The 19,444-nt window shown below is 36.0% G+C and carries 18 protein-coding genes; 9 read left to right on the top strand and 9 right to left on the bottom strand.

What is annotated here, in order from left to right; all coding sequences use genetic code 11:
* The first annotated feature begins 3 nt into the window (after positions 1–3).
* The 3 genes from PLX19_RS24070 (at position 4) to PLX19_RS24060 (ending at position 5,871) form a co-directional block, all read left to right on the top strand.
* Entirely contained in the window at positions 4–426 is a 423-nt protein-coding gene (locus tag PLX19_RS24070; RefSeq protein WP_272191423.1) for a GtrA family protein, read from the top strand.
* An 80-nt stretch (positions 427–506) separates the two neighbouring features.
* Positions 507–3,206, top strand: a complete 2,700-nt coding sequence (locus PLX19_RS24065) for a YfhO family protein (RefSeq protein ID WP_272191422.1) — start codon at positions 507–509, stop codon at positions 3,204–3,206.
* Positions 3,207–3,324: 118 nt separating this feature from the next.
* Positions 3,325–5,871: a YfhO family protein gene (locus tag PLX19_RS24060; protein ID WP_272191421.1), complete on the top strand. Its 2,547-nt coding sequence runs from the start codon at positions 3,325–3,327 to the stop codon at positions 5,869–5,871.
* 24 nt (positions 5,872–5,895) lie between these two features.
* On the opposite strand, the gene PLX19_RS24055 is transcribed toward PLX19_RS24060, so the two are convergent.
* The 5 genes from PLX19_RS24055 to PLX19_RS24035 all read right to left on the bottom strand — a co-directional run bounded on the left by PLX19_RS24055 (position 5,896) and on the right by PLX19_RS24035 (position 11,590).
* Positions 5,896–7,272, bottom strand: coding sequence for an O-antigen ligase family protein (locus PLX19_RS24055; protein WP_272191420.1), 1,377 nt, complete (start codon positions 7,270–7,272; stop codon positions 5,896–5,898).
* 12 nt (positions 7,273–7,284) lie between these two features.
* Positions 7,285–8,352 (bottom strand): glycosyltransferase, encoded by a 1,068-nt coding sequence (locus PLX19_RS24050; protein WP_272191419.1) that lies wholly within the window; start codon positions 8,350–8,352, stop codon positions 7,285–7,287.
* The gene (gene murJ, locus PLX19_RS24045; RefSeq protein ID WP_272191418.1) at positions 8,345–9,901 is read right to left on the bottom strand and encodes a murein biosynthesis integral membrane protein MurJ; all 1,557 of its coding nucleotides are present in this window, start codon (positions 9,899–9,901) and stop codon (positions 8,345–8,347) included. The genes PLX19_RS24050 and murJ overlap by 8 nt, the downstream gene beginning before the upstream one ends.
* A 304-nt stretch (positions 9,902–10,205) precedes the next feature.
* Positions 10,206–10,796 carry a biotin transporter BioY gene (locus tag PLX19_RS24040; RefSeq protein ID WP_272191417.1) on the bottom strand — a complete coding sequence of 197 codons (591 nt, stop codon included), beginning with the start codon at positions 10,794–10,796 and terminating at the stop codon, positions 10,206–10,208.
* Positions 10,797–10,846: 50 nt separating this feature from the next.
* On the bottom strand, positions 10,847–11,590 hold the full coding sequence (locus PLX19_RS24035; protein ID WP_272191416.1) for a DUF3298 and DUF4163 domain-containing protein: 744 nt from the start codon (positions 11,588–11,590) through the stop codon (positions 10,847–10,849).
* Between the two features lie 94 nt (positions 11,591–11,684).
* On the opposite strand from PLX19_RS24035, the gene PLX19_RS24030 reads away from it, so the two are divergent.
* On the top strand, positions 11,685–12,062 hold the full coding sequence (locus PLX19_RS24030) for a hotdog fold thioesterase (protein WP_272191415.1): 378 nt from the start codon (positions 11,685–11,687) through the stop codon (positions 12,060–12,062).
* Positions 12,063–12,172: 110 nt separating this feature from the next.
* On the opposite strand, the gene PLX19_RS24025 is transcribed toward PLX19_RS24030, so the two are convergent.
* Entirely contained in the window at positions 12,173–13,549 is a 1,377-nt protein-coding gene (locus tag PLX19_RS24025) for a glycine--tRNA ligase (protein ID WP_272191414.1), read from the bottom strand.
* Positions 13,550–13,583: 34 nt separating this feature from the next.
* On the opposite strand from PLX19_RS24025, the gene PLX19_RS24020 reads away from it, so the two are divergent.
* Positions 13,584–13,721: a hypothetical protein gene (locus PLX19_RS24020; protein ID WP_272191413.1), complete on the top strand. Its 138-nt coding sequence runs from the start codon at positions 13,584–13,586 to the stop codon at positions 13,719–13,721.
* A gap of 353 nt (positions 13,722–14,074) precedes the next feature.
* Here the strand turns inward: PLX19_RS24020 and PLX19_RS24015 are convergent, their stop codons facing one another.
* Positions 14,075–14,758, bottom strand: a complete 684-nt coding sequence (locus PLX19_RS24015; RefSeq protein WP_272191412.1) for a DNA alkylation repair protein — start codon at positions 14,756–14,758, stop codon at positions 14,075–14,077.
* Positions 14,759–15,163: 405 nt separating this feature from the next.
* On the opposite strand from PLX19_RS24015, the gene PLX19_RS24010 reads away from it, so the two are divergent.
* Positions 15,164–15,652 carry a hypothetical protein gene (locus tag PLX19_RS24010; protein ID WP_272191411.1) on the top strand — a complete coding sequence of 163 codons (489 nt, stop codon included), beginning with the start codon at positions 15,164–15,166 and terminating at the stop codon, positions 15,650–15,652.
* Positions 15,653–15,695: 43 nt separating this feature from the next.
* Here PLX19_RS24010 and PLX19_RS24005 read toward each other — a convergent pair whose 3' ends face one another.
* On the bottom strand, positions 15,696–17,021 hold the full coding sequence (locus tag PLX19_RS24005; RefSeq protein ID WP_272191410.1) for an ArsB/NhaD family transporter: 1,326 nt from the start codon (positions 17,019–17,021) through the stop codon (positions 15,696–15,698).
* Positions 17,022–17,413: 392 nt separating this feature from the next.
* Between PLX19_RS24005 and kapD the strand changes: the two genes are divergently transcribed.
* Entirely contained in the window at positions 17,414–18,037 is a 624-nt protein-coding gene (gene kapD / locus PLX19_RS24000; protein ID WP_272191409.1) for a 3'-5' exonuclease KapD, read from the top strand.
* Between the two features lie 45 nt (positions 18,038–18,082).
* On the opposite strand, the gene PLX19_RS23995 is transcribed toward kapD, so the two are convergent.
* Entirely contained in the window at positions 18,083–18,466 is a 384-nt protein-coding gene (locus PLX19_RS23995) for a kinase-associated lipoprotein B (protein ID WP_272191408.1), read from the bottom strand.
* Between the two features lie 127 nt (positions 18,467–18,593).
* Here PLX19_RS23995 and PLX19_RS23990 point away from each other — a divergent pair, with 127 nt between their 5' ends.
* Together PLX19_RS23990 and PLX19_RS23985 are read left to right on the top strand one after the other, a co-directional pair.
* Positions 18,594–18,764 carry a hypothetical protein gene (locus tag PLX19_RS23990; RefSeq protein WP_170857753.1) on the top strand — a complete coding sequence of 57 codons (171 nt, stop codon included), beginning with the start codon at positions 18,594–18,596 and terminating at the stop codon, positions 18,762–18,764.
* Positions 18,765–18,888: 124 nt separating this feature from the next.
* Positions 18,889–19,437 (top strand): superoxide dismutase family protein, encoded by a 549-nt coding sequence (locus PLX19_RS23985; RefSeq protein ID WP_272191406.1) that lies wholly within the window; start codon positions 18,889–18,891, stop codon positions 19,435–19,437.
* Positions 19,438–19,444: the final 7 nt, after the last annotated feature.

Here is a 19,444-nt window from a genome sequence, read left to right as displayed (position 1 = left end):
AACGTGAATAACAGAACGAAGGAAATCTTTAACTATTTGCTTTTTGGCGGTTTAACGACGCTGGTTAATATTGTTATGTATTATGTTTGTGCAACTTTGGCTGGCATGGATTACAAAGTTGCTACGACAATCGCATGGATTGTATCTGTGTTGTTTGCATATTTTACAAATAAAAAGTACGTATTTAAAAGTCAACCAACAAGCTTTGCCCATGCAATGAAAGAATTTTTCTATTTTATGGGATTTCGCGTTTTATCGTACTTCATCGATCTCTTCTCCATGATTGCATTAATCGAATGGTTAGGTATCAATGATTTAGTATCTAAAATTATCGCGAATGTTATTGTTGTAGTTGTTAATTATTTTGCAAGCAAATATATAATTTTTAAAAAGAAGGTCGAAGTGAAACAAGGCCAAAATGCATAAAAAACAAATAGCTTGGCTTGTGCCGGCTATTGTTTTTTTATACATATATTTTCGAACTAGAAATGATATGGAGGAGTATAATGCAACAACTGTTAGATTTATTTAAGAAGAAGAAGTTTTTATATGCATTAGCTTTCTTCCTTCCGTTTTCTATTTATGGTGTAATGTTTATACTGATTGGTATTGCTCCATTTGGAGAAAAATCAATTCTTGTTACTGATTTGCACACACAGTATGTACAGTTTTACACATATTTATATGATGTTATAAAAAATGGGAAAAGCATTTTTTATAGTTGGGAAGGCGGAATGGGACTAAATTTTCTTGGTGTATTTGCCTACTATTTAGCAAGCCCGTTTTCTATTTTAATTCTCTTTTTTGACCGTGCTCATATTCCAGAAGCAATTATGGTTATAACATTATTGAAAGTTGGATTAGCTGGTGTGACAATGACGCATTATTTAAGTCATATGATGAAGCGTCGTGAGATTACAATCGCATTATTCTCAACTTTTTATGCATTAATGTCATTTGTAACAGTGTATTCTTTCTGTGTTATGTGGTTGGATGCAATTTATTTATTGCCACTCATTATGCTTGGAATTGAGAAATTGTTGACGACTAAAAAATTCGGATTGTTTATTTTTAGTTTATCTCTTACGTTTATTACAAATTTCTATATTTCTTATATGGTAGGAATCTTTACATTTATTTACTTTGCAGCGCGTTTCTGTGTCCTGTATGACGTCCGTAATGTAAAGCAATTTATGCAAAAGTTTGTATGGTTTTGTATTGGAACAGGTTTAGCAGCTGGAATGGCAGCATTTATCATACTGCCGACGTATATGGACTTAAAGAGCAACTTTGCAGAGCGTACGAAACTGCCATTTTCTACAGCGTTTAATTTTGACCCATTTGATTTTTATAGTCGTTTCTTTAATGGAATTACCGATACAACGGTTAATGGAATGCCAAACGTGTATGCTGGTGTATTAACACTCTTACTTGTTCCATTATTCTTTGTAACAAAGAAAATCTCATTAAAAGAAAAAATTATATACGGGGCTGTAATGCTCTTTATCGTTCTTTCGTTTGAAATACCATTTTTAAATATTGCTTGGCATGGCTTTGAACCGCCAACAAATTTCCCATATCGTTATTCGTTTGTATTGTCATTTTTACTGATTTATGTGGCTGTTCGAACGTTTATGATCTTTGGAGAAGAATTATTACCAGCATTGAAAAAGGTTGTTTTCTTTAACCTATTTATGATTGTTTTACTTGGAAAAGTAGCACCTTCTTATATGCAATCCAACAAAATGATGGCAAACATCTTTTTCATTGTTGTTTATGCGCTGTTACTATACGCAAAAGTTCGAGTGAAAAAGAACAAAGCATTGGTATCTTTCGCATTAGTAGCTGTAGTTGGATTAGATGTTGCACTTAACACAGTATATATGATTAAGTTAATGGGCTATGAGTATGGCTACATTAATCGCCAAGAATATGCATCTCCATATCCGAGATATGAAGAAACAATTCAAAAAGTGGCTGAAAAAGATAAAGGGCTCTATCGCATGGAAACGACAATGGGAAGAACTTGGAATGACGCAATGCGCTTTGGGTATAAAGGACTTACTCATTTCAATTCTGTTGCGAATGGACACTTGAATTTGTATATGCAAGATTTAGGTTACGGTTATTTGGACGCGTTAATTTTGCAAAATGGCAAAGGAATTGTTTCAACTGATGCCTTATTTGGTATGAAGTATATGATTTCGGATCGTCCATTAAATAAATATGGTTTTGACAAAGTTGACAGTGTCGGAGATATTTCCGTATACGAGAATAAAAATGCTCTTCCGTTTGGATATATGGTCAATAAAGATGAGTTTGATACAAAAGGCAAAGAGAAATTAAAGGTTCAAAAAACGAATTATACAAACTCATTTGAAGAGCAAAATAAACTGATTGGCAAGTTAAATGGACAAACTGTTAGTTATTATAAGCCGCTTGAACCAATTTCTGTTCAATATAATAACTTGGCAGTAGCAGATGATGCAGAAAAAAGTAAAAAGCAACTTGCTGCAGAGAAGAAAAAAGCAGCTCTTACAAACCAAAAAACAATTCAGTTAGTTAGACAACAAGAGGATAAGACAGCGAGCATTAAATATGTGTTTGACGTTAAAGGAAAACAACAGTTATATACAAAATTACGTGTGGAACCAACTGGTGTAACAAAGGTTTACGTAAATGGAAAAACATTAGGTAAAACAATCGGTGAGGGACCAGACAGCGACGTGTCTGATTATCCATCTTATTATTGGAACAATGGTATACTTGATCTAGGCTCCTTTGAAAATGAAAAAGTAGAAGTAGAAGTGAAGGTAAAACGCCAATCTGTTGAATTAGATCAACAGTTGTTCTATGGACTCGACATAGATACATTTGAACAACGTGTAGATGAATTAAAACAACAACCATTGAACATCACAAACTACACTGGTCGCAGCATTCAAGGAAAGATTGATGTAAAACAAGATAATCTTCTTTTCTTATCTATCCCATATGATAAAGGATGGAAAGTAACAGTTGACGGAAAAGATGGGAAAGTACTGAAATTAAATGATGCATTTCTTGGTGTAGAACTACCAAAAGGAACACATACAATTGAATTGAAGTATACATCCCCTGGATTTGTAGTAGGGGTCATCGTTTCTGTTATTAGCTTACTGGCAGCGGTTGTTCTTTGTTTGATCGTGCCAAAGAAGAGGAAGTAATGTGAAAGAGAATCCTTTCTAAGCAGGGGTAGCAGAACCTGTTTAGGGAGGATTTTTATATGTTCATTTATGTGAAAAAAGGCAAGTATACAAAAAAATGAAACGGGAGCATAAAATAATGAAACAATTAAGAGGGTTGTATGGGGTTTTGTTCTTTTTCATTCCATTCGGGATACTGCTTTTAAGTTATGCTATATTTGGTATGTATCCGTTTGGAAAATATTCAGTATTAATTAGTGATTTAAGCACGCAATATGTTCAATTTTATTCTTATTTACATAGTGTATTTACAGAAGGAAAGAGTTTACAATATACAATGGAGTTAGGCGGGGGAATTAACTTTATTGGAACATTTGCTTATTATTTATCAAGTCCGTTTTCTATTCTTCTTTACTTCTTTAATAAAGCAAACCTTCCGGAATTTATTTTTCTGATTACTCTTTTAAAAGTAGGGTTTGCAGGAGTAACATGCGGCTTGTTTTTACGTTATGTGATAGGTAAAGAGCATAAAGGGTTGTTATTGTTTTCAACAGCTTATGCATTATCAGGCTTTGTTATGGCCTATTCGTTTCATGTCATGTGGCTAGATGGGATTGTATTTCTACCTGTCGTTTTAATGGGAGTTGAAAAACTTTTACGAGATAAAAAGATTATTTTCTTTACGTTTTCGTTAGCAATTATGTTTATCGCAAATTTCTACATTTCCTTTATGTTTGGGATTTTTACATTCCTTTATTTTATAATTCGACTCTTTACACAATATGAGTTCCGGGCCATAAAAACGTGGGGGAAATATTTTCTTCTTTTCTGTCTCGGAACGGGATTAGCTGCTGGCATAGGAGCGGTGATTATTCTTCCAACTCTTGAAGCGTTAAAGAGTAACCCATATAGTATCGGTTCAACGGAGTTCAAATTAGAATGGAAGCTGGATTTACTTCTTTTCTATTGGAAGTTATTATCTGGTGGGTATGATTCGAGTTTATTTGGTATTCCGAATGTATATGCATCTATATTAGTACTCGTATTATTACCTTTATACTTTGTAAATAAAGGAATTAATAAACGAGAAAAGTGCTTATCCATAGCTGTATTTTTGTTCTTAATTTGTAGTTTTGCAATTCCATTTTTAAATTTAGCTTGGCATGGAAATAAGTGGCCAAATGCATACCCATATCGTTTTGCGTTTGTCTTTGTAATGTTAGTTGTTTTTATGGCAGCGAGAGTATTTCAACATATCAGTCGAAAAGATGTATTGCCATTATGGATTAGTTATATTATTCATTTGATTTTATTGTATGCATTGTCAGTGAAACATTATGAAGTAGTTCATAGTAAGACACTGATCATAAATGCTATCCTTATTACGTTTATCGTGGTCGTATTGCATATTCGCATGATGAAACCATCATTAACAAAAATAACGACAGGATTATTACTTCTATGTTTAATATGCGATATAGGTTTTAATACAAGAAAATATATTCATGGACTACATAGAGAAATGGCTTATACAAAGCGTGATGAGTACGAATTGAACCAAACTGCGAAACAAGCTATTCAATATGTAAATGAAATGAATACAGAGCGTTATCACGTAAGTACTAAATATTCCCGAACACTAAATGATTCCTTACAATATGATTATCCATCTTTCCAAACATTTAACTCGATGGCAAATGGATCATTTCATCGCTTTTTAAAGCTAACGGGCTATTCAACGTCTCCAGACCTTTTAGTAGCTAATAACCATGGGGACACGTTGCTCATGGATGCGATTTTAAAAATTGGGTATAAAATTGAAGACGGTAGCGTACCGAAATATGGGCATGAAAAAATAAATCAATTTGGCTTTGCTAATGTGTTTAAGGTTAACAATATGATTCCATTTGGTTATCCAATCGAACATATACCTTCTAAAGATGAAGAAAATCCATTTGTTTTCCAAGAAAAATTGATTAATATAAAAGAAGGAACGCTATTTAAAAAGCTAGAAGATCCAAAGATTTCATTGGAAAATATGGCGGCTGTTTCAGGACAAGAAGGAAAATATGAACGAGTTAATAAGGAAAAACCGGGATATATTACGGTTCAAGTAAATATACCGAAAGAAGTTCAATTATACGGATTAGCTACTGGGATTGAAAACTGGAAAGAAATTATGGTGAATGAAAAGTATCCATGTTATTTACCACCAGATATCGAAAAAACGTTAATTGATTTTGGATATTTTCCGACAAATGGGATTACAACGATGAAGATCAAAGTTGAACAGGAAGATATCTTTTCATTAAAAGGTTTACAGTTCTATGGATTAGATATAGACAAATTTAATGAGACAATAAAAGCATTACAAAAAAGTAGTATGAAGGTTACGGAAAACTCGGGAAAAATGGTTAAGGGAAATGTTGCATTGAAGAAGGACGCTACATTTGTCTTCCCAATTCCTTATGATGCTGGCTGGTCAGTTACAATCGACGGGAAAGAGCAGCCTACAACAGCAGTTGTGGATGGGTTGTTAGGAGTGAAAGCAACAGCTGGTAATCATGACGTTGTGCTTTCTTATCATTCTCCGGGATTAAAACTTGGTATGATTATTTCTGGCGTCAGCATCATCCTTACTATATTGTTTACGATTGTACAGGTAAGAAAGTTACGAAAGAAATAGTATAAGAAAAAAGCTACTGAATTCTCAGTAGCTTTTTTTCGTAGCATGCTGTATATACCCGGCTGTTAAAAAGAAATACATCATAAATGAAGCATTTTCTAATATGTTATAAAAAGCGCTTCCAATAATCGCTCCAACTATTAAATATAAAGTAAGAGGAGCAAACGGTGCTTTTCTCCTATATTTCCAAAGAATAGAAAGGAATCCAAATGTAAATCCTGCACATAAGAGAACGCCAATGATACCTGTTTCAGCGAGTATTTGAATGTATTGATTGTCAGAATAAAAATTCCATGTAATCTCGTATTTTTCGTAAATAGGTGATGAAAAAGTTTGCGTAGCAGCATCCCCAAATGTACCTAGTCCATAGCCAGTGATCGGCTTATCTTGAAAGATTTCAACTGCTTTTTTTACGTAGTAAATGCGTCCGTCTTGTTTACTAAGTTCAACTGTGTCTTCTGATAATGCTTCTGTAAATCGTTTTACACCTACTTGCTCTCCCTCTAAATAGTTTGTCATTTTTGAGATGCATGTTGCACATAGGAAGGACAAAAGGGAGATGACTAGCAATGATCTCCAAATTGGAATCTTTCGGTGGATACATAGATAGATAAGCATAAAGACGATAACTGTCAGAAATGCACCGCGTGAATACGTGAGCCATAATGTTGTGGCAATAAGCGTAAGCCCTGTATATGTGACATATTTCATTTTCCCTGATACGTGTTGAAGAACGTATAAAGAAATGAGAAAAGCTAACGTCAAATATAATGCTAATTCATTTGGACCCCCGGCCATGCCGTATATCCGAATTTTATTTGTCGGAGCGAGGACAAGAGCTTTCCAAGCTTCTGGCAAAACAAGAGTGCGCAGTGATAGTTTTTCAATTAAACCTTGTACAGACATAATGCTAGACGCGATAAAGGTAATCTTCGCAAAAAATATGATATCATCATGCTGAACAGTGATACGAGAAACAATATAGTATAAAAAATAAAATAGAAGCAGTGTGTGTAATTGCATAGCGATTGCAATGAATGAAACGCCGTTTAATAGACCGATTCCAGCGCCAAACAAGCAGAAAAGAAAATATAATACTTCAAAGTACCGGAATGAAAAAAGTTTTGAAATATTATTTCGATATTGTAATAATAGACGAAATAAGAGCGCAATGATGATAAATAGACCGATAAACTTTAGCCCAGGGTTAAAAGCAACGAGAAAAGGGCGCATCGGAATAAATAGTAATAAATAAGCAATACCGAGCTTTTCATCTCGAAAAGCAGCACATGCTAGTACGAAAGAAATGAAGAGCCCGGTATAAGTTGATGAAAACAGTAATCCCAATAGAATGAAGAAGATACTTGCCCATATATAGTAGAAGCGAGTTGAATGTGTCATATATATTCTCCTTTAACATGATGATGGTATGCGATAAATTGTTGTAACTTCTTTCACCATTTTTGAGAAAGTGAAGTTTTGTAAATAATGTTCGCGTCCGCACTCTGCTAAGGAATGATATAATTTTTCATCTTGTAATAATTGAGCTAAGGAAGCAGCTAATGTTTCTTCCGATCCAAACGGTATTAATAGTCCTGACTGATTATGAACAATTACTTCTGGCAAGCCACCGACATTTGTTGCAATCACAGGTTTTTTCATAGCAATTGCTTCGATAGCGACATAGGATAATCCTTCATTTTCTGATGGAATCACAATAATATCATGTTCTGTATACTCTTTTATAATATCGTCTTGAAATCCTTTTAATGATACATGCTCGCCTAGTGATAACTCTTGAATCATAGTTGATAATTCTTTTTTTAATGGCCCTTCACCGATAATATCGCAGTGCCACCTTAAAGATGGGTGCAGAGCTTTTAGTTTTTGCAAGCTTGTTAATAAGAACGGCTGTCCTTTTTCTCTGCTTAGCCTCCCGATCACAGCAATTTTTTTCGGCCCAGGCTGAGAAAGAGGAACATCTGTATATGGATCTGCAACGCCGTTATAAATAACGTGTATCTTATTTTCTGGTACGCCCTTTTGGCATAGTTGCTGCTTCATAAATTGAGAGATGCAAATGATGGCATCATTATAGCGAGTAAAAAAGGAATTGCTACACTTTAGGTGAAATGGCATCGGCACATTTACGTGATACGTCCAAATGACCCGCACAGGAGCACCTAATAGTTTAGCTAAAATCGCAATATAGTTTTCGCGTAAAAATTGCGCATGAACAATATCGATGTTTTCTTTTTTTATAATCTTCTTTAATTGCATAGCAGCTTGTATATCAAAAGGATGACGCATGTTAATGCGGTACATCGGTACGTTTAATTGTTCAAACTTTTTTAAGAAAGGACCAGGGATAGAATATACAAGGATACAGTGCTCTGGACCGATAGATTCGATTAAATCTAGAACGTATTTTTCTGATCCTCCATCCCCGATATAATTTAAAAGGTACATAATTTTATTCATTTATATCCTTCCTTCTACCTAAAAATAGCGATAGCAATTGTTGTAGCTCCTTTATCTTTAATGTGTAAGTGACGAGTAAGTAAACGATGGCACCAATTGCTATTGCTAATAAGATAAGCAACTTTGTATCATGTAAGAAATGAAGCAGCAGTTTGGAAGTATACAAACTTACAAAAGATGCAACAGTACATTTGAGTAAAAAGCCACCGTAGCGCAAGTTCACCTGTTCTTTCTCTTTCATGAATTTTTGGAGCATCCATAATAGCATAAGTACAGTGCTCGCCGATGCTATTGAAGTGGAAAGAGCTGCACCAGCTAAACCAATCTGGTTAACAAGTATAATACATAATATAACATTTATAATCATGGAAATAATTGATGCATACATAATGTATCGATTCAGCTTCAAAGAAAAAAGCAAGCGATCAAGTAAGTCCTTTAATGGCTGCATGAGGGCAGCCAACGCATAAAATTGTAATGCGGTTGCTGTCATTATTATAGAATCTTTCCCAAATGCCCCATAGTTATAAATTACTTTGACAATTTCCTCTGTAAAAAAGGTGAAATAAATAAAGACAGGAATAAATAAATATAACAGCACCTTTATATTTGTTTCCATTAATTTTGCGAAGTCTTTCCAATTTGATTGAGTTGCGTACCCAACAAATTTAGGATACATAACAGTTAAGACTGGAGCAGCAATTAACCCAAGCGGAATAAAGTATAGCTTTTGGGAATAATTAAGCGCCGCAATAGATCCTTCATTTAATCCAGAGACTAGTGTACGATCAACAAGTAGATTAATTTGAACAGACGTACTTGTAATAAAAGCAGGGATGCTCAAATTAATCATCGTCTTTAAAGAAGGGTCTTTAAAGTCGATTATAAATTGATAACGATATCCTTCCCTCTTGGAAGCGACATAAACAAGTATATTTTGTACGATGTTTCCGACAATAACACCTAGTGCAAGTGCATAAATTCCAATCCATTGTACAAGAGCTACAAAAATAATAAGTGTAATTCCGTTTAATACAACCCATTGCATACTTGTAATGCGAAATTTATGTAAACTGTTTAAATAAGCATTAAAAATATCGATCATGAATGTACAAAATACGGTCGGGAAAATAATTTGTATTAAGTAAGCTGATAACAAAGCTGTTTGCTCTGGGAGCCCGTGCGCAAATAGTGAAATGAAGAAGCGGGGCTGCAATTCAATGAGCAAAAGCGGAATCAAAAAAATAAGTAGAACAATGTTTAAAAAGTTATTCATGAATCGATATGCTTTAACCGGATCTTTTCCCTTTAACTCCATAAAGATAGGAATGAAAGAAAAGGCGAAAGCCCCTGTGATACCGGTAAAAACAATCGTAGGTATATTTAAAGCGACAACGTATGCATCAACCGCATAGTTTGTACCGAAATAAGCTCCAAGTGTTACTTCTTTTGCGAATCCAAGTAGTTTTCCTAAAGCTGTCCCAAGTGTAAAAAATAGTGTTACAATGAGAAATCTTTTTGTCTTGTCTTGAGAGGCTTCCCTACTCATTTTTAATCAAATCCTTACTTTAATTTAATTCTTTTTCAAGCATAATTTATTTGTATGTAAAAATCAAATATATATCTTAGTAATAGCCATGAAAAAGAGGATATCATCCAATAGGAGAATATCCTCTTTAGCTCGTAATAAAAGACAATAATGATTTCCACAAACAATGGAAGTTTCACTTTATCCCGCTATTCGTGGGCAGTAAGGGCTGAAAAAGAGCAGGGAAGAAAACTAACTGCCCGCAAAAGCCCGATTGGTTCAACTAACCATCAGTGAGAAAAGCGTCACTGATGGAAGTTTCACTTTATGAAGCGAAGCGACTATTTTGATAGGCAGAACGGCGAACCGCATAGTATATACGGGGGGCAATAACTGCACCAATGACTGTAAAGATAATATCTTTTACCGCAAACCACATCATAATTTTCCAAGCAGCTACATAGCTAATGTGACCACCCATCCAGTTATTGATAGCTAAGTACATATAAGTTGTTCCAATGACATAGGTAAGGATGATTCCAACAGTTGAAGCTGTAGCGAACGTCCCGAATTTTGGGTTTTTCACTTGCTCAACAATCTTTCCTGTTACATAAGCAACGATAATGAAAGCAATAATAAATCCACCAGTTGGGCTTAAAAGTTGACTAAATCCAGCTTTAAATCCAGCAAATATAGGTGCTCCGGCAATTCCAACTAATGTATAAACGATCATAGATAAGGCCCCGAGGCGGCTTCCAAGAAGAAGGCCAGCTAAAATAGCAAAAAATGGCTGCATAGAAAGTGGAACACCTGCAATTTGTAGAAATGGTGCCCAAGATGTAATATTGGCGCCAATCGCCATAAGTGCGACAAACATCGCGGCGAAAGCTAAGTCTAATGCACGAAGCTTATTCATAATGTCAACCTCCTGTTGTTGTTTGGTTAACAATATGGTACTGAATCTGCCTAGGCATTGTCAATTAAAATATTTTGGTATTTCGGTTTTAACACTTCTCGAAGTAGCGTATAAGGAATACGGAATTGTGGGATGCCACTGACGTAAGGTGCAATTTCATACAATGGGAAATAAATCATTAAATTGTCTTGTTCTAAAACATATTTGAGTTTTTTTTCATTTATTATTTTCTCGGCAGCGTCTGGAAAGAAATTCTCCTTATTGTGTTCAATTTGTCTAATGATTTCGGTCTTAATGATGTTTTCATATTGACTATCTTTTTGAAATAAATCTGCTAAGTGAAGCGGTTTGTTCTGCTGAACATCGAACGTATTTGCTTTCCATTCATACATACCATGAGCACCGCCTGTGTATTGATAATAGTTTACATACAGACTGAGTAATGGGAATGTATTGAATCCAACTTTGTAGTCAACATTTGCAACATATGGATGAAACGGAGCATCAGTTTCTTTGAATTGTTCATAATATGTTTTTGCCTCTTTTTCTAAATTCCGTTTAAACTGATTTATGCTTTTTTCATAATACGTATTCACTTTCTTTTGAAATTGCTTGTCTAGAATGTTACGAAATTGTGGGTAATTGAGTTGATATTCAAAATAAGGTTTCTTACCTTTTTTTGTTTCAGTATGCACTTCAATTGTAATGTTAGATGTTTGGGCACTTATTGTTTCTTTTGGTACAATAGCAATTGAGAAGAAAGAAAGTAACATGATATATAATAGTTTCTTCATATAATATACCTCCATGTATTATAGACTCACTAATAGTTTGAAAAGAAATAGATTTTATTATGCATTTTATGGGAATTTGAAAGGGGACAGCCATATGCCTAAAACATTAATGGAAGCGTTAGGTATTGAATTATTAGAAATGACAGAGGAAAAAGTTGTGGCGACGATGCCGGTACATGGAAGCACGCATCAACCATTTGGTTTTTTACACGGAGGGGCTTCTGTCGCTTTAGCAGAAACAGTTGCTAGTGTCGGTACATATAATTTAATTGATCAAGAGAAATATATTTGTTTTGGTCTTGAAATTAATGCAAATCATCTGTTGTCTAAACGAGACGGTATAGTCACAGCGATTGGAACACCGCTTCACAAAGGAAAGACGACGATGGTATGGGACATTCGAATTATTGATGAAGAAAATAATTTAATTTGTATTTCAAGATGTACAATTGCTGTGAAAGCGAAAAGATAAATAAGAAGAGAGATGGACTATTTGCGTGTCCAATCGCTTATAAATGCTCGACTTCCGCCGATATATCGGTGAGCACGTAAAAAGGACTGCTTCAAGCAGTCCTTTTTCCATTAGAATTGAATTTTCTTTTCTAAGAAGCCTTTTAATTCGCTAATTGGCATACGTACTTGTTCCATTGTGTCACGGTCACGTACTGTTACTGCTTTGTCTTCAACAGAATCAAAGTCATATGTGATACAGAATGGTGTACCGATTTCGTCTTGGCGGCGGTAACGTTTACCGATAGAGCCTGTTTCGTCGAAGTCTACCATAAAGTCTTTCGCAAGTTCTGTGAACACTTCCGCAGCACCTTCAGATAGCTTTTTAGAAAGCGGCAGGATAGCTGCTTTAAATGGTGCTAATGCTGGGTGGAAACGAAGAACTGTACGAGAATCGTTTTCTAATTGTTCCTCTTCGTATGCATCACATAAGAATGCTAATGTTACGCGATCTGCTCCAAGAGATGGCTCGATACAGTATGGTACGTAACGCTCATTCGTTTGTGGATCTACATAGTTAAAGTCTTCAGTAGAATGTTCCATATGACGGTTTAAGTCAAAGTCAGTACGAGATGCAATACCCCAAAGCTCGCCCCAGCCAAATGGGAATTTAAATTCGATATCAGTTGTTGCGTTACTGTAGTGAGATAATTCTTCTTCACCATGGTCACGAAGGCGCATGCTTTCTTCGTTCATACCAAGCGAAAGAAGCCAGTTTTTACAAGTGTTGCGCCAGAATGTGAACCATTCTAAATCGTCGCCAGGCTTGCAGAAGAATTCAAGTTCCATTTGTTCGAACTCACGCGTACGGAATGTAAAGTTACCAGGCGTAATCTCGTTACGGAAGCTTTTACCGATTTGGCCGATACCAAATGGAAGCTTTTTACGCATAGAGCGCTGTACGTTTTTGAAGTTTACGAAAATACCTTGTGCAGTTTCAGGACGAAGGAAAATTTCGTTTGTGCTAGATTCTGTAACGCCTTGGAATGTTTTGAACATTAAGTTGAACTGACGAATTTCAGTGAAGTCTTCACTGCCGCAATCTGGGCATTTTACTTCGTGCTCTTTCATTAATCCAGCCATTTGATCGAAAGTAAGACCATCAACGATCATTTCGATACCTTTTGCTTCTAATGCATCTTCAATTAATTTATCAGCACGATGGCGTGCTTTACATTTTTTACAGTCGATCATTGGATCGTTGAAGTTTCCAACGTGTCCAGATGCTATCCAAGTTTTTGGGTTCATTAAAATTGCTGCATCTAAACCCACGTTATACGGAGATTCTTGAATGAATTTTTTCCACCAAGCTTTTTTGACGTTGTTTTTTAATTCGATACCAAGTGGACCGTAGTCCCAAGTATTTGCAAGACCGCCGTAAATTTCAGAACCAGGGAAAACAAAACCACGATGCTTTGCTAAGTTTACGATTTGCTCCATTGAAGCCATTTTCAATTCCTCCTTAAAAGATAACGTATTGGCGATGAAAGATAGTGGAGTACTTGGAGAAGCGATTAGGCGAACGAGCCGCTCCCGCTTTTCAATAGATCCAGCTCCAGCGACTAGAATATTCGGTGGCTTCGCTTCTTTCGCCGAGGCAAAGAGCGCCTCTATGTCATAAGCTCCATCCCCCTCATATTCTGAGCAAGCCGCTTTCGCTTTTCAATAAAAAAAACGCTCATCCCAAGGCTTATTTGCCTAGGGACGAGCGTTTGCCCGCGGTTCCACCCTAGTTGACACACAAAGGTGTATGTCCACTTTATATTGTATTGCTCGGGACTGCCGTTTCCTTGCAGTTTCAGGCTTACACCATCCCTGAATCGCTTCTTCTTTGCAAGTACTTATTTGTCCTTCATCGCTACCATATTTAAAAAATAGATGACCATATTCTATCATGTTCTTTTCTAATTCACAATAGAGAGCGTGTGTTTAGGTTAGTATATGCAGTGTCTGTTATGTAGTATAGCCCAAAACTTACTCTGCAAATACATTTTTAATATGTTTAGTAGCTTCACGTTTACTAAGTGGTGCAAGCTCATGCGTTTGGACGAATTCCCATACAGCTTGAGGATTTGTTTTTGCGTATTCACGAAGTGCCCAGCCGATTGCTTTTTGAATGAAAAATTCTTTAGAGTGACTTAGCTGTTCGATTAATGAGAAGAGAATCTTCGTATTTGTTTTTTCTTTATACTTGAGCTGAAATAACAGGCATGTTCTTTGCAGCCACATATTGTTAGAGGCCATCCATTTTTGCATATACGATTCGATTAAATGTGGGTGTGCTTCTAAAATAAGGCCGACAAAATGACTTGCGAGCATATCCACGGAATCCCACCATGATTTTGTTGTGATGAGCTCTTCTAAAAGTGGGATATGTGTTTCAGCTAAATGTTTTCGATATTTATCCAATAGCGTTAAAGCAACCATTTGAAATTCTCGTTCTGGCAGTGCCCAAAGTTCGCGAACAATTACGGGAAGATCTGCTGCTTTCGGTGCTTCATTGTTTTTCAGTACTTCACGAACCAATTGCTTACGCTCTGGTGTTTGAATGCCAAGAAAGGGAAAGTGGTTTTTCATATAACGTTCCATTGGTTCTGCTTTTTCACGGTTTCGATGTGCTTCAAAGTGTTCTTGTATGCTTACGGTAAAAGGATGCATAAGGCTCACTCCACATTCATATTTTTCAATTTAAGTGTAGCATAGATAAAGTGAAACTTTAATCAGTGGGGGGATTTTCATCCCCCACTGATTATCAGCCCTCACCAATCGGGCGCATGCCAGCAGTTTATCTCCCACCTAACTTCTTAAGAAAAGCGGAAGTGGCTCGTTCAGAATCGCAGGACGTTGGAGCACCCGACAAAGAGGTGCTCTTGGCCTCGTCCGAGGGGACGAAACGACCGGAGATTCTAGCCGCTAGAGCTGGACAATGCTTTTGCTGAATTTTGAGGTGGGAGTATTACTGCCCACGAATAGCGGGATAAAAAATTTTATATTCACTTCTTAATACTTTTCGTAATGAATATATAGAAAAAGAATGGAACTAAGATAGAAGGGGGTATTAAAATGGATGACCAAATTGTAATAGACGGTGTATCAAGTGATGGGATTATTGCTGGATTTTTAGCGTTAGGACTTATTTTTATTATCATTGCTTTAATTTGGGCAGTGGCTGCTTATTTGTTAACAGCATTTGCGCTATATAACATGGCAAAAGCGGATGAGCGCGAAGATTCTTTCTTTGCATTTATCCCATTTTTAAACTCTAAAATATGGGGAGATTTAATTGGGAAGAAATTACCACAGTTTATGCAACCGCAATCAGGCTGGAAACTATTCGGTGTATATGTAGCTTGTTTTATTATGAGGTGGATTCCGTTTTTAGGATTCATATCTTCACTTTTCTTATTGGTGGTAGGGGTTTATATCGTATATTTGTTATTGGAAAGATATACAACAAATGCAGTACTATATACGGTTTTACACGTGATTACATTTTTTATTTTTCTTCCGATTCATTTATTTGTAATCCGAAACAATGAACCGAGATATTGAAAGAACGAAAAAACGGAAGGGGGCTCCCCCTTCCGTTTTCTCGTTACATTAAGTAACGTAAATAAATATAAATGTTTGAAATGATTAATGAAACAATTGTGATTGGGAAGCCGACTTTTAAGAATTCCATATAGCTGAAGCCATGTCCTTCGCGGTTTGCGATACCTGCAACAATTACGTTTGCAGATGCCCCGATTAATGTTCCGTTTCCGCCTAAACAAGCACCGAGTGCTAATGCCCACCAAAGTACATCAACTTGTGCATCGGATGGTGTTAAGCCAAGTCCAACTGCCATATCGTTAATAAGTGGAATCATTGTTGCAACGAATGGGATGTTATCAATCGTTGCAGAAGCGATACCGGATACCCATAAAATAAGTACAGAAGCAAAGGAAATGTCACCGCCAGTTACGTTTAACACTTGTTGTGCTAACGACTTAATTAAACCGATATCAATAAGGCCGCCAACGAGAACGAATAAACCAGCAAAGAAGAATATCGTAACCCATTCTACATGCGCAAACACATCTTCAATTTCATGTTCTTTTACGCCGATTAACATTAATACCGTTGCTCCTGTTAAGGCGATAACTGCTGCATCAATGTGGAAAATAGAGTGCGTCATAAAGCCGAAAATTGTCAGACCAAGTACTGTTAACGATTTTTTCATCAGCACTGGATCTTTAATATATTGCTTTTCATTTAAACTCATTAATTTTTTAATTTGAATCGGGTCAGCTACCAATTGCTTTCTGTATATGAAGTACAACATAACCGCTGTTACAGCGATAATGATAATTACAATTGGAGCTAAGTTAACTAAAAAGGCATTAAAGTCTAAATGTTTATTTGATGAGCCAATCATAATGTTTGGTGGGTCACCAATAAGTGTAGCTGTTCCGCCGATATTTGAGAAAATAATTTCTGATAGTAAATATGGAACAGGATTAACTTGTAAAATACGTGTGATAGATAGTGTAACTGGTACAACGAGAAGAACAGTTGTTACGTTGTCTAAAAAGGCAGAACCAACTGCAGTTAGTAAGGAAAGAACAATTAAAATGCGAATTGGATTTCCTTTTGCTTTCTTAGCAGATTTAATCGCAACGTACTGAAAGACCCCCGATTTACTTGTAATGTTAACTAAAATCATCATACCGATAAGTAAGGTAATCGTTCCCCATTCAATATGCTTTGTAAAAGCGTTATGTAAATCAACAACGCCAACAATGACCATTAAGGCTGCACCGAGCAGCGCGATGACAGCGCGATTAATTTTTTCAGAAATGATAATGGCATATGTAATTAAAAAGACCACAATTGCAAAGTAGTATTGCCAGTTCGCAATTTCTTGTGTTGTTTCGTGCAAAAATCCCATCTCCTCTCAGTAGTTTTTCTTATTATTTGATACAATTGTGAAATAAACACAATTAAAGTCATTATAAAGTAGAAAAATATATGGTGTAAATGAAAGCCCCTGTTTTGTCATATTTTCTGCAAAAATGAATTAAGCTATTTTCTTGTTTTTGAAAATATTTGCTGCTATTTGACATATATATAAGATACATCTTATGGAATGTATGAAGTGAAATTTTCATTTGGATTTGGTCTCTACATTAAAGCTTGTAAATTCAAAAGTATTCGTCGTTATTTGTTATGGTATACTGGATGAATATGGAAAAGTTTATCACGCATTAACCATCAGTGAGGGATGAAAAATGCCCCACTGATGGAAGTTTCACTTTATAAGGAAGGGATCGTATGGATGAACAACAACTTTTATTTTTAGATTTTGAGTTCACGATGCCTCAAAATCGCAAAAAACCAAAAGGATTTTTTCCAGAAATTATTGAAGTAGGAATTGTCTCGGTTGTGAATCATGTTGTAGTTGATACGTATTCTTCTTATGTAAAACCAGAAACTTTTTCGGTATTAACAGAGCGGTGCAAAACATTTTTAGGGATTCAGCAAGAAGCGGTGGAAAATGGGATTTCCTTTGCAATGCTTGTTGAACGCCTAGCAAACTATGAAAAACGCTGCGATACAACAGTTGTCACCTGGGGGAATATGGATATGAAAGTGCTGAAGCAGAATTGCGAAGCAGCTAATATTCCATATCCATTTGCAGGACAATGTCGAGATTTATCATTAGAGTATAAACGTTTTTTTGGAGAGCGAAACCAAACTGGATTATGGAAAGCGATTGAAGCATACGGAAAGGTTGGGACAGGTAAGCATCATTGTGCGTTAGATGATGCGATGACGACATATAATATTTTTAAACTTGTTGAGAAAGATAAGCAATATTTAGTGAAACCAGCTCCTCCGACACTTGGTGAGCTTGTAGACTTTTCAAAAGTATTAAAAAGAGTGAGTGCACAATAACGACCAAATTACAATTTTAATTGTAGTTTGGTCGTTTTGTTGTTTTTACAAATGATAATCATGTTGTAATTGTTCTAGCATTTGTAAGCTGCGCTGTGCGAATGGGCTACCGTCTTCTTGTAATTGCGCTATTTGTTCTGTTAATGCTTTTTGCAGTGATTCTTTATAATCGGGTACATCGCCTTCATAATGTTTCACCATTGCCTGCGGGATATTCGTTTGTTCGCGAAATGCTAAGGCGCGGCGTTCATGGAAAAAAGGTACGTCAGCTTGTTTTACATTATGTAGGTCGCCTTGCATAGGATGTTTCACAACAGCGAGCACTTTTACAAGATAATGCTGCGGACGAACGTTTGTAATTTCTCCAATGTACTTACCTGTTTTATAAATACCTGTTACAATATCGCCGATTTGGAATGTTTCATTCATATTTTTCACCTCTTTTTCATAGTAAGCAATGGAAGAGAAGGAGTCAAAGAAGAAGGGAAGTTTTATTCAGACTGAATTTTCTGTATAATTGATTATGGTAAGGAAATGAACAAAGGAGTGGATAATTATGATGCCTTTATACTTTCCGGAAGACAAGACAGAATATATTATACCTGCCATAGTATGTGTACTATTTATAATCGGGGCAATTGCGACGTGGCGTATGTTTATTAAATCATCAGAACGAGAAGCGGAAAATTTGAAAGAGATGGAAAAACGGATTATGGAAAAGCGGTAAAGATTAGCTGAACGAATCGGGTGATTAGGTACGTCTTTTTTTTCGAGACAGGATAAGCTGTTTTTGTATGTTTCCTTCTAGGCTCGGACAATATAAGAGCAGAATGAGTTTGGAGGGAATACCGATGAAAAAGCAACTCGTATTGGGGTGTTTTGCAGCGATCCTCTTTGCTGGATGTGCGAAAGAGAACCCGAAAGAAATAGATGTGAAGCTGTATAATGCTTCTGGAGATAAAGTAGGAACGGCGAAGGTTATTGAGCAATCAAGTGGAGTAAAGATTTCGATTAAAGTAGAAGGGCTTACACCGGGTGTACATGGATTACATATTCATGAAGTAGGGCAATGCCAAGCACCAGACTTTACTTCTGCCGGGAATCATTTTAATCCAAATAAAAAGAAGCATGGGTTATTACATCCAAAGGGATTTGAAAATGGAGATTTGCCGAATGTGATTGCGGATGGCGAAGGGAAGATTAAGGTGGATATTACGGCACCGCAAGTGGCTTTAAAAGAAGGGAAAACAACGATGAATAGAAAAGACGGTGCATCGCTTATTATTACAGAAAATGCAGATGATGGGATGACACAACCAGCTGGAAATTCGGGGAAACGAATTGTATGCGGTGTAATTGTGAAAAAAGCTTCGGATCAAAAAAAGGAAAAAGAAAAGTAAAGAAAAC

Source organism: Bacillus sp. BP-3 (assembly GCF_028401955.1).
Lineage (GTDB): Bacteria > Bacillota > Bacilli > Bacillales > Bacillaceae_G > Bacillus_A.
The sequence above is the reverse complement of the archived record's forward strand: the minus strand, read 5'-3'. Positions and strand labels throughout refer to the sequence as shown.

Bases quoted from the DNA above. Each gene is read 5' to 3' on its own strand.
- PLX19_RS24035 (WP_272191416.1), bottom strand. From the start codon at position 11,590: ATGAAGAAACTATTATATATCATGTTACTTTCTTTCTTCTCAATTGCT.
- kapD (WP_272191409.1), top strand. From the start codon at position 17,414: ATGGATGAACAACAACTTTTATTTTTAGATTTTGAGTTCACGATGCCT.
- PLX19_RS24050 (WP_272191419.1), bottom strand. From the start codon at position 8,352: ATGAATAAAATTATGTACCTTTTAAATTATATCGGGGATGGAGGATCA.
- PLX19_RS24040 (WP_272191417.1), bottom strand. From the start codon at position 10,796: ATGAATAAGCTTCGTGCATTAGACTTAGCTTTCGCCGCGATGTTTGTC.
- PLX19_RS24025 (WP_272191414.1), bottom strand. From the start codon at position 13,549: ATGGCTTCAATGGAGCAAATCGTAAACTTAGCAAAGCATCGTGGTTTT.
- PLX19_RS23995 (WP_272191408.1), bottom strand. From the start codon at position 18,466: ATGAATGAAACATTCCAAATCGGCGATATTGTAACAGGTATTTATAAA.
- PLX19_RS24020 (WP_272191413.1), top strand. From the start codon at position 13,584: ATGAAAGATAGTGGAGTACTTGGAGAAGCGATTAGGCGAACGAGCCGC.
- PLX19_RS24060 (WP_272191421.1), top strand. From the start codon at position 3,325: ATGAAACAATTAAGAGGGTTGTATGGGGTTTTGTTCTTTTTCATTCCA.
- PLX19_RS23985 (WP_272191406.1), top strand. From the start codon at position 18,889: ATGAAAAAGCAACTCGTATTGGGGTGTTTTGCAGCGATCCTCTTTGCT.
- PLX19_RS23990 (WP_170857753.1), top strand. From the start codon at position 18,594: ATGATGCCTTTATACTTTCCGGAAGACAAGACAGAATATATTATACCT.
- PLX19_RS24065 (WP_272191422.1), top strand. From the start codon at position 507: ATGCAACAACTGTTAGATTTATTTAAGAAGAAGAAGTTTTTATATGCA.
- PLX19_RS24055 (WP_272191420.1), bottom strand. From the start codon at position 7,272: ATGACACATTCAACTCGCTTCTACTATATATGGGCAAGTATCTTCTTC.
- PLX19_RS24030 (WP_272191415.1), top strand. From the start codon at position 11,685: ATGCCTAAAACATTAATGGAAGCGTTAGGTATTGAATTATTAGAAATG.
- murJ (WP_272191418.1), bottom strand. From the start codon at position 9,901: ATGAGTAGGGAAGCCTCTCAAGACAAGACAAAAAGATTTCTCATTGTA.
- PLX19_RS24015 (WP_272191412.1), bottom strand. From the start codon at position 14,758: ATGCATCCTTTTACCGTAAGCATACAAGAACACTTTGAAGCACATCGA.
- PLX19_RS24010 (WP_272191411.1), top strand. From the start codon at position 15,164: ATGGATGACCAAATTGTAATAGACGGTGTATCAAGTGATGGGATTATT.